Genomic DNA, 12,530 nt, shown 5'->3' with positions numbered 1-12,530 from the left:
CACAATCAGGATCATGGACCCGTCATCAGCCATTGGTTCAACGGGGGCCAGCGGCCTGCACTGTGCCAATTTCGTCACCGCCAATGCCCAAACCCATCAAGCCATGACGCCTCGGATAGACCACTCTGACCGGTCTGTCCAAGGAGATGACCATGATCCGACTGAGCCTGATCGAAGCCCGTGAGTTGGCTGAATCGATCTTGTTGCACAACGGTTTTAATCTGGCCCATGCACAAGCGGTGGCGGCGACGGTGGTGGTTGGCGAACGTGATGGCTGTGCCTCCCACGGTTTGTACCGGATTCTGGGGTGTGTGAATTCCCTGCGGGCCGGCAAGGTGTCGGCCGATGCCCAGCCACAGGTGATCGACCAGGCGCCGGCGATTGTGCGGGTGGATGCTGGCGGTGGGTTTTCGCAGTTGGCGTTTCAGGCGGGGCTCCCGTTGCTGGCGCAGAAAACCCGGGCCAACGGCATTGCGGCGTTGGCAATCAACCGCTGTGTACATTTCTCGGCGCTGTGGGTGGAGATCGAGCAGCTGACGGCCACCGGTCTGGTGGCGCTGGCGTGTAATCCGAGCCACGCCTGGGTGGCGCCGGCTGGAGGACGACTGCCGGTGTTCGGCACCAATCCCATTGCCTTCGGTTGGCCGCGTGCGGGGCAAGATCCGTTTGTGTTCGACTTCGCCACCAGCGCGATTGCCCGCGGTGATATCGAACTGCACCGGCGTGCCGGCAAGGCGATACCCGAAGGTTGGGGCGTGGACGCCCAAGGCCAGCCGAGCACCGACGCCAACGTGGTGCTTGACAGCGGCGCGATGCTGACGTTCGGCGGGCACAAGGGTTCGGCGCTGGCGGCCATGGTGGAGTTGATTGCCGGGCCGCTGATCGGTGACCTGACCAGTGCCGAGTCGTTGGCTTACGACGGGGGCAGCAAGTCGTCGCCGTACCATGGCGAGTTGATCATCGCCCTTGACCCTCGGCGCTTTCTGGGGGACGCCACTGAAGAGCATTTGGCCCGGGCCGAAACGTTGTTCCAAGGCATTGAAGGGCAGGGCGCACGCTTGCCGTCGCAACGACGATACGCGGCGAGGGCACGCAGCCTGGTGGAAGGCGTGCAAATTCCCGAGGCGCTGTACAACGACCTGAAAGCACTGCTGGCTTGAATGGAATGGGCGCGCCCACTCCTGTGGGAGCGAGCTTGCTCGCGATGAGGGCATCAGATTCAACATTTTCGTCGACTGACACACCGCTATCGCGAGCAAGTTCGCTCCCACAGGAGGTCGTGTTGTTAAACCGGCTCGCGTTGGCTACTGCCATCCACCAGCCGTGCAATCCCCAGTGGGTTGGCGTTTTTCAAGGCGTCGGGTAGCAAGGCGTCCGGGCAGTTCTGGTAGCACACCGGACGCAGGAATCGCTCGATGGCCAGGCTGCCAACCGATGTGCCACGGGCGTCGGAGGTTGCAGGGTAAGGCCCGCCATGGACCATGGCATCGCAGACTTCGACCCCGGTGGGGTAACCGTTGAACAGTACCCGGCCGACTTTTTGTTCCAGCAGTATCAGCAGATCCGCATGGGTCTGAAGATCCGCTGCTTCGCCAATCAATGTCGCGGTCAGTTGCCCGTGCAAGCCGTTCAACGCCTGCCGCAGCTCAACCTTGTCCGCCACTTCAACGACAATGGTGGTCGGCCCGAACACTTCTTCCTGTAGCAGCGGATCCCCATTGAGCAGCAGGCTGACGTCGGCCTTGAACAGTTGCGGCCGCGCCTGATTGCCCTGCTGGTCGTGGCCCGCCAGGTGCGTCACGCCCGGATGCTCGAGCAAGGCCTGCACCCCTTTTTCATAGCTGCCGAGGGTGCCAGCATTGAGCATGGTTTGCGCCGGTTGTTCGGCCATCAGGTTGCTTAGTTGCGCAGTGAACGCCGTCCATTCAGGCGTGCGAATACCAATGACCAACCCCGGATTGGTGCAGAACTGCCCGCAACCCTGGACCACCGATGCCACCAGTTCACCAGCGATTTTCTCGCCCCGCGCGCGCAAGGCATCGGGCAATACCAACACTGGATTGACGCTGCTCATCTCGGCGAACACCGGGATGGGTTGTTGCCGTGCAGCGGCCATGTCGCAAAGGGCACGGCCACCTTTGAGCGAGCCGGTGAAACCGACGGCCTGAATCGCCGGGTGCTTGACCAGCGCTTCACCGACACCAGCGCCGTAGATCATGTTGAACACACCCTTGGGCATGTCGGTCTGCTCGGCGGCGCGCAGGATCGCATTGGCCACGCATTCGGCAGTTGCCATGTGCCCGCTGTGGGCCTTGAACACCACCGGGCAACCGGCGGCCAGTGCCGCTGCGGTATCGCCACCAGCAGTCGAAAAGGCCAACGGAAAATTGCTGGCGCCGAACACTGCCACCGGGCCGACGCCGATCCGGTACTGGCGCAGGTCAACCCGTGGCAGCGGCTGACGCTCCGGCAGGGCACGGTCGATGCGCGCGCTGTAGAAATCGCCCCGACGCAGGACCTGGGCGAATAGACGCATCTGGCCGCTGGTGCGGCCGCGCTCGCCCTGAATCCGGGCGCTGGGCAGGGCGGTCTCGCGGGTCACCAGGGCAATGAACTCGTCATCCAGGGCATCCAGTTGCGCGGCGATGGCTTCAAGGAATTGCGCCCGGCGCGTCGCCGGCAAATTACGAAAGTCTGGATAGGCGGCCGCAGCGGCCTGGGCGGCCGCGTCGACTTCTTGCGCGGTGGCTTGCACGAAAGAGTAGGGCAGTGCTTCGCCGGTGCTGGCGTCATGGCTTTTCAGGATGATGCCGCCGGCGGCGCTGCGCGCTCCGCCGATATAGTTGTGGCCAAGGATCTCAGACATCAAAAAAGCTCCTGTCGAAAAACGGGGTAGCAACACAAAACCTTTGTGGGAGCGGGCTTGCTCGCGAAAAACGCAAGGACAACGCTTCCATTCAGACAACACGCGTTATCGTTGACGTCCATCGCGAGCAAGCTCGCTCCCACAGGGATTTACTCAGGCCAGAGAATCGGCCCGGCGTGGGCTAGTCGAGGCTGGGTCCAGTGCAGCAACCCGCGCCGCCGACTCGGCATCCACCTGGCGCAATGACTTGCCACGGGTCTCGCGGGTCAGGCCGACAGCCACCACGGAAATCAGCGCGGCGCCCACCAGATACCAGGCGATCGGAGTCGAGCTTTGGTACTTGTTGAGCAAGGTGATGGCGATCAGCGGTGCCAGGGAACCGGCGAAGATCGGCGCCACCTGGTAGCACAGGGACAGAGCGGTGTAGCGTACGTGGGTCGGGAACAGTTCAGCCATCAGCGCCGAGTAAGGCGCATAAGTCATCGACTCGATGGCCAGGCCCAGGGTGATGGCGGCCATGATCAGCCAGTTGTTGCCGGTGTCCATCATCGGGAAACCGATGAAACCCCAGAATGCTGTGAGCACCGCGCCGGTCAGGTACACCGGCTTGCGCCCGATGATGTCCGACAGATAGCCCATCAGGGGAATCAGGAAAAAGTGCACCAGGTGCGCGCCGAACATCAGCAGCAGAATTTGCGAAGTGTCCTTGTGCACCACCAGTTTCAGATAGGTAATCGAGAACGTCACTACGGTGTAGTAGAGGATGTTCTCGGCAAAGCGAGCGCCGATTCCCACCAGCACTGAACGCCAGTGATGGCGCAGCACTTCCACCACACCGAGCTGTTGCTGTTTGGTCTGGGCCTGACGGGCCTGGGCTTCCTTGAAGATCGGCGCGTCATCGACGCTGGTGCGAATCCAGTAACCGATCAACACGACTACCGCCGAGAACCAGAACGCCACGCGCCAGCCCCAGGCAAGGAACTGTTGCTCTGACAGGTTCGACGACAACAGCAGCAGGGCGAGCGTGGCCACCAGGTTGCCAGCCGGCACCCCGGCTTGCGGCCAACTGGCCCAGAAGCCCCGACGATTGTCCGGGCAGTGCTCGGACACCAGCAGAATCGCGCCGCCCCATTCGCCACCGAAAGCGAAGCCCTGGATCAACCGCAACAGCACCAGTAGCACCGGTGCTGCGTAACCGATCTGGTCGAAGCCAGGCAGGCAACCCATCAGGAAGGTGGTGATGCCGACCACTACCAGGCTCAGTTGCAGCAGGCGTTTGCGGCCGAGTTTGTCACCGTAGTGACCGAATACCAAACCGCCTAACGGCCGGGCGAGAAAGCCGACCGCGTACAAGGCGAAGGCGGCAATGATGCCGTCGATGGGGCTGTCGGTCTGGCGGAAGAACAGCTTGCCAAAAACCAATGCCGAGGCGGTGCCGTAGAGAAAGAATTCATACCATTCGGCGACGGTGCCAGCCATGGCGGCGGCCACCACGCGTTTGAGTCCCGAGGGTGTGGTTGCGCTTTGCGTGTGTTGAGGATTCGGCATGCTGACGTACCTTGTTGAGACGCAAAAAACGGGCAGCCGGGCGGGGCCAGTACAGACCCGCCCGGCAATCGCTCAGAGACCGACGTCCGGCAGTTCCGGGCGGTTGGCCAGCGCCTTGGCCATGATCTGCTCGACGAATACGCGGTCGGCTTCCGGCAGGGCCAGGCGTGGCGGACGGGTCAAGGCGCTGCCGCGACCGGCAATGGCTTCACACAGTTTGATGCACTGCACCAGGTCGGCACGGGCATCGAGGTGCAGGATCGGCATCAGCCATTCGTAGATCGGCATGGCTTCGGCGAAACGACCGGCCTTGGCCAGGCGGAAGATGGTTTCGCCTTCTTTCGGGAACACGTTGGACATGCCCGAGACCCAACCTTCGGCACCCACGGCGATGCTTTCCAGCACCACGTCGTCGAGGCCGGCGAACAACACGAAACGGTCACCGACTTCGTTGCGCACGTCGATGAAGCGGCGGGTGTCGCCGGAAGAATCCTTGAAGCACACCACGTTGTCGCAGTCGGCCAGGGAAATCAGGATGTCCGGGGTGACGTCGTTCTTATAGATAGGCGGGTTGTTGTAGACCATCAGCGGCACGTCGGCGTTTTTCGCCACGTAGCGGTAATGCTCGGCGGTTTCGAACGGCTTGGAACCGTAGACCAGCGCCGGCATCAGCATCACGCCATCGACGCCGACCCGGCGTACGGCATTGGCGACCTTGGCCGCTTGTAGGCTGGTGAACTCGGCCACGCCGCAAATCACCGGTACGCGACCGCGGGCGGCATCGACAGCGACTTCAGTCACGGCGATTTTTTCTTCGGCGGTCAGCGAGGTGTTTTCACCCACCGAGCCGCAGACCACCAGGCCTGACACGCCGTCGCGGATCACGTTGGAAATCACCTGATGGGTTTTTTCCAGGTTGATGGAGAAGTCATCGTTGAATTGAGTGGTCACCGCTGGGAAGACGCCACTCCAGTTAATGCGCTTGCTCATTGTTGCCTCCGGTTCGTTAATTGTATTTCGTATACGATATTTAAAATGACGATGCTCGGCTAGTGCTTTTTTTGGTTTTCAGGGGTTTTTACTGGCCGTTGGTCTGGGGGGCAGGGATTGCGTGATCAGGCGCCGGGCCAGGTGTCGGACAGGCGATAGCCTTGTGGCCACGGATCGCTTGGGTCGAGCAGCAATTGATGGGTGCCGGTGATCCACGCCCGGCCGGAAATGCACGGGTAAATCGCGGCGCGGCCGGCGACTTCGGTCAGCGAATCAATGCGGCAGTGGAACTCGGAGCCGATAATCGAACGGCCGACAAAGCGCTCGCCAACCTGCATCAAGCCTTTGGCCTGCAACACCGCCATGCGCGCCGAGCAACCCGTGCCGGTGGGGGAGCGGTCGATCTTGCCCGGTTGAATCACCACCGCATTGGCGCCGGTGGCGATGCCGTTCTCATGGACGATGGGCGCGGCGATCTGGCAGAAGGAAATGTGCGACCACTCGGGATTCAGCGGATGCACGAAGCCCAGTTGTTCGTTGGCCGCTCGAGTGATTTTCAGCCCGGTCGCGACCAGATCGGCTGCTTCATCCGGGCGGATGGAGAAACCCAGGCCTTTGGCATCGGCAATCACAAAACTGTCGCCACCATAAGCGGTGTCAACCTTCAGCGAGCCGATGCCTTCGACTTCAATCCACGCATCCAGCCGATCAGCGAAGGACGGCACGTTTTTAACTTCCACCCGTTGCACCTTGCCATCGCGGCAGTCGGCCACGGCTTCGATCAGGCCGCCGGGCGCTTCCAGCACCAGGCGGGTTTGCGGCTCGGTCATGGGCAGGATGCCGCTGTCGAGCAATACGGTGGCGACGCACAATGAGTTGGAGCCGGACATCGGCGGGGTGTCCGCCGGTTCCATGATGATCCAGGCCATCTGCGCCCGTGGGTCCTTGGCCGGGACCAGCAGGTTGACGTGGCGGAACACGCCGCCGCGGGGTTCGTTGAGGACGAAGTTGCGCAGGGTTTCGTCCCGGGCGATCCAGCGCGACTGTTCCCACACGGTGGCGCCGGGCGGCGGGGCGACACCGCCGACGATCACGTCGCCGACTTCGCCTTCGGCGTGGCAGCTGACTACATGAATGACTTTTGATGAACGCATGACTTGATCCTTGTTTTATCTGTTAGGGCCCCTTCGCGAGCAAGCCCGCTCCCACACTGATTTTGTGTACACCATCAAACCCTGTGGGAGCGAGCTTGCTCGCGATGAGGCCAGTCGCTATTTCACCGATTTCAGAAACGCCGCAGTCTCCGCATGCACCGGATTGCCAATCACCTGGTCCGGCGAACCAATCTCATGCACCAGACCATTGCGGAAGAACGCCACACGGTCGGACACGTCCCGGGCAAAGCGGATTTCGTGGGTCACCAACACCATGGTCATGCCGTCTTCGGCGAGCATGCGCATGGTGTCCAGCACTTCACCGACCAACTGGGGGTCGAGGGCCGAGGTGGCTTCGTCAAACAGCATGTAGTCCGGTGACATCGCCAGGGCGCGGGCGATGGCCATGCGTTGTTGCTGTCCACCGGACAGCTTGCCGGGGAAAGTCTTGAGCTTGTCGCCCAGGCCGACGTGGGTCAGTTGCTTCACCGCTAGCTCTTCAGCCTCAGCCTTGCTTTTGCCCAGCACTTTGCGCGGAGCGAGCATGACGTTTTCCAGCACCGTCAGGTGCGGGAAGGCATTCCATTGCTGGAACACAATGCCGATTTTCTGCCGCAGGCGATTGAGGTCGGTGGCGCTGTGATGGACCTCGACGCCATCAACGCGGATGTTGCCTTTCTGGATCGGTTCCAGGCCGTTGATGCACATCAGCAAGGTCGATTTGCCGGAGCCGGAGCCGCCGATGATCGACACCACTTCGCCCTTGTTGACCGTCAGGTTGACGCCCTTGACCACTTCGAGGTTGCCGAAGGATTTATGTACGTTGTCGATCTCAATCATTTTCTTGCCACCTTCTTTCCAGACGAGCGCCCAGGCGTGCGACCACCAGGCTCATGACGTAGTAGATAAGGCCCGCGATGCACAGCACCAGCAACGGTTCCTGGATGCGGGTGACGATGGTTTGCGAGGCGCGCAGCAGTTCGACGATGCCGATCCACATCACCAGCGCGGTGTCTTTCATTACACCGAGCACCAGGTTCAGCCAGCCGGGGAACGCTACCCGGGTGGCCATCGGCAGGACGATCCAGCGCAAGTCCTGCAAGAAGCTCAGCCCCAGCGAACGGCTGGCCCGGCGCACGGTGAACGGCACCGCCAGCACGCCGGCCCGCACGATCTCGGTGAAGTACGCCGCAGCGTAAACCCCCAACACAATGCAGCCGACGCTAAAGGCGCTGATGTTCAAACCGATGATGCTTTTGAGTGAGTTGAACAGTACGAACTGGATCAGCAACGGCACGCTGCGAAACACGTCCAGCACCCAGGCCAGCGGCTGGCTGGCCCGTGGCAACAAGGCCCGCAGCAGGCCGAAGAACAACCCGGCCAAGGAGCCGAGAATGATCGACCAGAACGTCAGTTGTATCGTGACCCATGCACCGTTGAGCAGGAACATCAGGTCATTCGAGGAAAAATCGGTGGAAAACATGGACAGCTCCTCAGTAACGGAACAACCGCCAGGCCATCAGCCGGGCTGCCGCGACGATCGCCTTGGCAATCAAGTAATACAGCACCGCTGCGATGGCGAAATACTCGAAGGTGCGGAAGGTTTTGACGTTGTATTCCTGGGTCACACCGGTCAGGTCATTGTTCAGTCCGACGATCACCCCCAGCGACGTCATCAACACCGCCCAGACCATCTGATTGGTCAGCGGGTAGAACACGATCCGCAGCAGTTGCGGGACGATGATCATGCGGTAGGCCTGGAAGGCACTCATGCCGAGGGAACGCGCCGCACGCACCTGCGTGTCAGGCACGGCCTTGAGGCCGCCGCGAAAGTTCTCCGCCAGATACCCGGCATTGTTGAAGGTGATCCCGGCCAGCAGGGCGAACCAGGAACTGACGTGCAGGTTCAGCGAACCGAGGCCGAAGTAGAGGATGTAGATCTGGAACAGCGACGGGGTGTTGCGGGCAATCGACACCCAGCCGTTGCCGAAACCGCGCAGCAGAGGATGCTTGGCCTCGCGCATCACCGTCAGGGCCAGGGCGATCAGCACGCCGAAGATCATCGACAGCGCGGCGGTTTCGAAGGTGACGATGGCACCGGCAAGCATGTCCGGCAGGGCGCGCAGGGCGGAGCGCCATTGGAAGCTGTAGTCAAACATGCGCAGGGCTCTCCAGTAGGGCAGCAGGTTGTAGCCAGGCCGGCAAACGTCCGCTGGCCGTTGCGGTGCAGGCCGCGTCGACGCATTCGGCAAGGCTGGCGAAGTGCACCTTGCGGCCGACCAGGCCCGGTGCGTAGTGGGCGTATTTGCCCGAGTTGGTCATCAGGGTTTTAGCCGTCAGGGGGATTACGGGTTCGCCGAGCATGCACCAGCAGGTGTCGGTGACCAGGGTCGCGCCAAACGCTTCGATCACGGCGATGTGCCCGGCCTCGCGGGCTTGCTCCAACACGGCACGGCCGCAGGTGATGGCAAGCACCACATCCGGGTGTCTTTGTCGTCCCCGGCACAGTCGCGCCAGGTGAGCGAACTCGCTGAGGGAAAAGTGCGGGTTACCCAGCGACACCACATCCACCCGGTTGTCGCGAGCACTGTTGAGTTCGCGCCAACTGCGCAGCAGGTCCTTCAGGCGGATTTTTTCCACGGCAATGGAAATGTCCGCATCCAGCACCTGCGCCGGGTCAATGGCCTCCGGCGTGACCCCGGCGATGTGGAACAGTGGCGCCGCAGAGGTGGTGGCGAAGGCCGCGCCAAAGGCTTTGAGGTCGTCCAGGCTCGGCTTGCGTTTTTCCAGCCCCAGCACCAGCGGCACGCGACTGCCGGCCAGGGCACCAATGTAGTAACCCAGCAGCGGGTAGAAGGCATCGTCCAGTTCACCGAGGGCCGGCAACTCGATCTGCAACCGAGCCTTGCGTGGCGCGTCCAGGTGGCAGCCGATCAGCGGGGCACGACCGGTGAGGGCGATGCAGATGTCCAGGTAATCCGGGTATTTCAGGGTGCGTGCACCGAGCACGCTGTTGGCGTAGACCACTGCGTTGGATTCCGCCCAGACGATTTGCTCGCCAGCCTTCGGTGCAGTGTCGAGCAGGTACGGCGCGCAGGTGAAACTGAGCTGTGCGCCCATCGCCATATAGGCATCGCCCAAGGCACTGGCCGGTTCACCCAGTGCCGGGTCGATACCCAGTTCGCGCCAACGGCGCTGGTCGACGGAAATTGAATTGAGGGTGGTGGGCACTCGTACTTTTGCTCCCCATTGCACCAGTTGCCCGGCAAAGCGCAGGCTCGCAGGGCCGGTGTAAATGCAGCCGTCGATGTGTGCTTGCGTGACATCCACCAAGTGGTCGGCACCCTGCAGTTCGGCCATGCGCAGGACGATCTGCATGGCCATTTGCGCGGCCTTGCCATGCCGGCCATCGAGCAGCGCCCGATCGTGCTCGGTGAGCCTGATCGAGGCGGTGCTGTCAGTGTCTGGTAATGGGCTGTCGAGCGCCTGCCAGGCGTCGCCCGGCAGGTGATCGAACAGGCTCAGCGTTGCATTTTCGACCCGGGCGAAGGCCTGGCCGCGCATGGCGGCGAAAGCCTCCCGACCGATGCACAGCACCGGCAGGGAACGGGCAAAAATGGTCTGCGCCACCAGCACGCCCAAGGTCAGGATCTCGTCGGCTTCGGCCAGCACCAATGCCGCCGGTGCATGGCCGTTGCTGATCAGTTCCATCAACACACTGCTGCCGGTGCACGAGCCGCGACCACTGGGAATCGCCAGTACGCGGCCGGCCAGGTGTTGGCCGCTGAGCGGGTGATGGCGGTCGATGACTTCACCCGTGCAGGGATCGACTCCGCCCCAGAAACTCAAGCCGACATCGGCGAACAGCAGGGCGCCTTGCGCGGCACCCGCCACCAGGCTGCACCCGGTCAGAGACATTGGCCTAGGCATGCCGGACATCTCAGTAGTAGACCTGAGGCACGGTCAGGTTGGTCGGCGAGATCTCGGTGCCGACCCATTTAACGAACAGCTCCTTGTAGCGACCGGTGCGCACCTGTTGGTTGACGAACAGGTTGAGGTAATTGAGCAGGCCGTACTCGCTGCGCTTGGCGCCCAGGGACACGTAGTCGATGACGTAAGGGGCGTTACCGGCGACTTTCAGGTTTTTGTATTTGCCCGACTTGAGGGTGGCGGCGGCCACGGTGTTGGTGACCACGGTGGCATCGATGTGGCCTTGGGTGACGGCCAGCAGGGTATCGTTTTGCGACTGGTAGGCTCGGAAGCTGCCCGAGCCCCAGTTCTTGACGTCTTTCTCCAGGGCGATGGCCTCATAGGTGCCGCTGGTGTTGCCCACTGCTTTGCCCTTGAGGTCGTCGAAGTCATTGATGCCGGTGTCGTCGCGGGTCAGCACCACCATCTGGAAGGCAAAGTAGGGCACGGTCAGGCCAACGGTCTTGGCGCGTTCGAGGGTGTCGGAGGTGGACGCGACGATCACGTCAGCCCGGCCGGAGACCAGTGCCGGAATGCGATCCGGGAACGGCGTTTCCACCACCTCGGCCTCGACCCCGAGGATCTTCGCCAGGTCGCGGCAATAGTCCACATCGAAGCCGGCCGGCGAGTTGCTGGCATCGCGAAAGCCCATGGGCGGGAAGTCCAGGGTCACGGCGCAGCGCAGCTTGCCCGAACCGATGATGTCGTCGAGCTTGTCGGCCTGCGCAGTGGCGATAAAGGAGGTACCGAGAACAGCGCTGAGGGCTACGGCAAATGCGGGGTTTTTCATAGAGGCCTCGTTGATGTGAAGTGCTGTTGAATATCGTATTGGGGATTTCGTATACGATATTAACAATAGCAATCAGCGTGCCTATTTCCAGTCCGAGGGGTGAATTAGTTGTCAGGCCTTGGCGTAGAGGTTTTGTAGTGCTGCAACCCGGCGCACGGTGACGCCAAGGTATCGGGGGCGGGTGTTACATATGGGAGCAGCGGTAGCGCGGGCGCCCCTTTAGGGAACACTGGCAGGCGAGAGGTACGTGCCTGCTTATCGGTTCATTGCAGGTTTTTGTGGTGGATGGGCGGGCCTCATCGCGAGCAAGCTCGCTCCCACAATTGACCGCGTGCGCAAGGTAAATGCGATTCCCTGTGGGAGCGAGCTTGCTCGCGATGAGGCCCGGAAGAACACTCTTCATCACCCGCCTAACGCTGGTTATCGCGATACTGACTCGGCGACAAACTGGTCAGCGCCCGAAACTGCCGGCTGAAGGCACTGTGGTCGGTGTAACCACAGCGCAAGGCAATCTCGGTAATCGGCAATTCGGTGTGCAGTAACAACCGCGAACCTTCTTCCAGGCGCGCCTTATGAATCATTTGCCGTGGGGTGAGTTGGAACACCCGTTTGCAGTGCCGCTCCAATTGCGCCACGGAATAGCCAGCGATGGCGGTCAGTTCGGCGAGGCTGATGGAGCGGGCGAAGTGGCGGCGGATATGGGCATCCACGGCGGCGAGTTTCTGGAAAGCCGGATGGTTCGACTGCGGTGATTGCAGGTCGCGGGAGATACCGGCCAGGCCCACGATCCGACCCTGCTCATCCTTCAGGGCGAGTTTGTGGGTCAGGCACCAGATCGGCTGATTGCCATAATACAAATGCAACTCCAGCTGATCGGCCAGTTCGCGACCACTGGACAGCACTCGCCGATCCTGCTCGGTGTACAGCGGACCGAAGCGTTCCGGGAAGACCATTTCGGCGGTGCGCCCCAGCAGCTCGTCCCTGTGTTTGAAGCCACATCGCCGGGCCAGGGTCTGGTTGACGAAGGCGTAGCGGGCCTCGCAGTCCTTGATGAAAAACACCACGTCCGACAGGGTATCGAGCAGCGGCGCGATGGGCTGAAGGCTGTTCAGCAGCGTCGGCAGGTCGCAAGGTTTGAAGGTGGTGAGCGATGGATACATGGCGCCGGGAGTCTGAAGGTGACCCCCGGGATCATAGAGACTCGGCAGCGTGG

General features: G+C 61.9%; 11 protein-coding genes. 1 reads left to right on the top strand and 10 read right to left on the bottom strand.

Going from position 1 to position 12,530, the window contains the following annotated elements; genetic code table 11:
* Positions 1-152: 152 nt before the first annotated feature.
* Positions 153-1,160: an Ldh family oxidoreductase gene (locus tag KW841_RS16955; protein ID WP_218478411.1), complete on the top strand. Its 1,008-nt coding sequence runs from the start codon at positions 153-155 to the stop codon at positions 1,158-1,160.
* A gap of 125 nt (positions 1,161-1,285) precedes the next feature.
* Here KW841_RS16955 and KW841_RS16950 read toward each other — a convergent pair whose 3' ends face one another.
* The 10 genes from KW841_RS16950 to KW841_RS16905 all read right to left on the bottom strand — a co-directional run bounded on the left by KW841_RS16950 (position 1,286) and on the right by KW841_RS16905 (position 12,477).
* Positions 1,286-2,866, bottom strand: a complete 1,581-nt coding sequence (locus tag KW841_RS16950; protein ID WP_218478408.1) for an aldehyde dehydrogenase (NADP(+)) — start codon at positions 2,864-2,866, stop codon at positions 1,286-1,288.
* Positions 2,867-3,019: 153 nt separating this feature from the next.
* On the bottom strand, positions 3,020-4,414 hold the full coding sequence (gene abaF, locus KW841_RS16945; protein ID WP_218478398.1) for a fosfomycin efflux MFS transporter AbaF: 1,395 nt from the start codon (positions 4,412-4,414) through the stop codon (positions 3,020-3,022).
* Between the two features lie 72 nt (positions 4,415-4,486).
* On the bottom strand, positions 4,487-5,404 hold the full coding sequence (locus KW841_RS16940; RefSeq protein ID WP_095966736.1) for a dihydrodipicolinate synthase family protein: 918 nt from the start codon (positions 5,402-5,404) through the stop codon (positions 4,487-4,489).
* Positions 5,405-5,529: 125 nt separating this feature from the next.
* Complete coding sequence (locus tag KW841_RS16935; protein WP_218478387.1) at positions 5,530-6,558, bottom strand: proline racemase family protein; 1,029 nt, start codon at positions 6,556-6,558, stop codon at positions 5,530-5,532.
* A 117-nt stretch (positions 6,559-6,675) separates the two neighbouring features.
* Positions 6,676-7,398, bottom strand: a complete 723-nt coding sequence (locus KW841_RS16930) for an amino acid ABC transporter ATP-binding protein (protein WP_047530195.1) — start codon at positions 7,396-7,398, stop codon at positions 6,676-6,678.
* The gene (locus KW841_RS16925) at positions 7,391-8,041 is read right to left on the bottom strand and encodes an amino acid ABC transporter permease (RefSeq protein ID WP_218478377.1); all 651 of its coding nucleotides are present in this window, start codon (positions 8,039-8,041) and stop codon (positions 7,391-7,393) included. Before KW841_RS16925 ends, KW841_RS16930 begins: the two co-directional genes overlap by 8 nt.
* A 10-nt stretch (positions 8,042-8,051) precedes the next feature.
* The gene (locus KW841_RS16920; protein WP_007997725.1) at positions 8,052-8,717 is read right to left on the bottom strand and encodes an amino acid ABC transporter permease; all 666 of its coding nucleotides are present in this window, start codon (positions 8,715-8,717) and stop codon (positions 8,052-8,054) included.
* Positions 8,710-10,488 (bottom strand): aconitase X, encoded by a 1,779-nt coding sequence (locus tag KW841_RS16915; RefSeq protein WP_218478376.1) that lies wholly within the window; start codon positions 10,486-10,488, stop codon positions 8,710-8,712. The genes KW841_RS16920 and KW841_RS16915 overlap by 8 nt, the downstream gene beginning before the upstream one ends.
* 10 nt (positions 10,489-10,498) lie before the next feature.
* Positions 10,499-11,317: a transporter substrate-binding domain-containing protein gene (locus tag KW841_RS16910; RefSeq protein ID WP_102701649.1), complete on the bottom strand. Its 819-nt coding sequence runs from the start codon at positions 11,315-11,317 to the stop codon at positions 10,499-10,501.
* A gap of 410 nt (positions 11,318-11,727) precedes the next feature.
* Positions 11,728-12,477 carry an AraC family transcriptional regulator gene (locus KW841_RS16905; protein ID WP_033052353.1) on the bottom strand — a complete coding sequence of 250 codons (750 nt, stop codon included), beginning with the start codon at positions 12,475-12,477 and terminating at the stop codon, positions 11,728-11,730.
* Positions 12,478-12,530 lie beyond the last annotated feature (53 nt).

It is taken from the genome of Pseudomonas sp. PDM28, from assembly GCF_019219115.1.
Classification (GTDB): Bacteria; Pseudomonadota; Gammaproteobacteria; order Pseudomonadales; family Pseudomonadaceae; genus Aquipseudomonas; species Aquipseudomonas laurylsulfatiphila.
The sequence above is the reverse complement of the archived record's forward strand: the minus strand, read 5'-3'. Positions and strand labels throughout refer to the sequence as shown.

Coding starts and splice junctions, on each gene's coding strand:
- KW841_RS16940 (WP_095966736.1), bottom strand. CDS start 5,404: ATGAGCAAGCGCATTAACTGGAGTGGCGTCTTCCCAGCGGTGACCACT.
- KW841_RS16915 (WP_218478376.1), bottom strand. CDS start 10,488: ATGCCTAGGCCAATGTCTCTGACCGGGTGCAGCCTGGTGGCGGGTGCC.
- KW841_RS16955 (WP_218478411.1), top strand. CDS start 153: ATGATCCGACTGAGCCTGATCGAAGCCCGTGAGTTGGCTGAATCGATC.
- KW841_RS16910 (WP_102701649.1), bottom strand. CDS start 11,317: ATGAAAAACCCCGCATTTGCCGTAGCCCTCAGCGCTGTTCTCGGTACC.
- KW841_RS16925 (WP_218478377.1), bottom strand. CDS start 8,041: ATGTTTTCCACCGATTTTTCCTCGAATGACCTGATGTTCCTGCTCAAC.
- KW841_RS16905 (WP_033052353.1), bottom strand. CDS start 12,477: ATGTATCCATCGCTCACCACCTTCAAACCTTGCGACCTGCCGACGCTG.
- KW841_RS16935 (WP_218478387.1), bottom strand. CDS start 6,558: ATGCGTTCATCAAAAGTCATTCATGTAGTCAGCTGCCACGCCGAAGGC.
- KW841_RS16930 (WP_047530195.1), bottom strand. CDS start 7,398: ATGATTGAGATCGACAACGTACATAAATCCTTCGGCAACCTCGAAGTG.
- KW841_RS16920 (WP_007997725.1), bottom strand. CDS start 8,717: ATGTTTGACTACAGCTTCCAATGGCGCTCCGCCCTGCGCGCCCTGCCG.
- abaF (WP_218478398.1), bottom strand. CDS start 4,414: ATGCCGAATCCTCAACACACGCAAAGCGCAACCACACCCTCGGGACTC.
- KW841_RS16950 (WP_218478408.1), bottom strand. CDS start 2,866: ATGTCTGAGATCCTTGGCCACAACTATATCGGCGGAGCGCGCAGCGCC.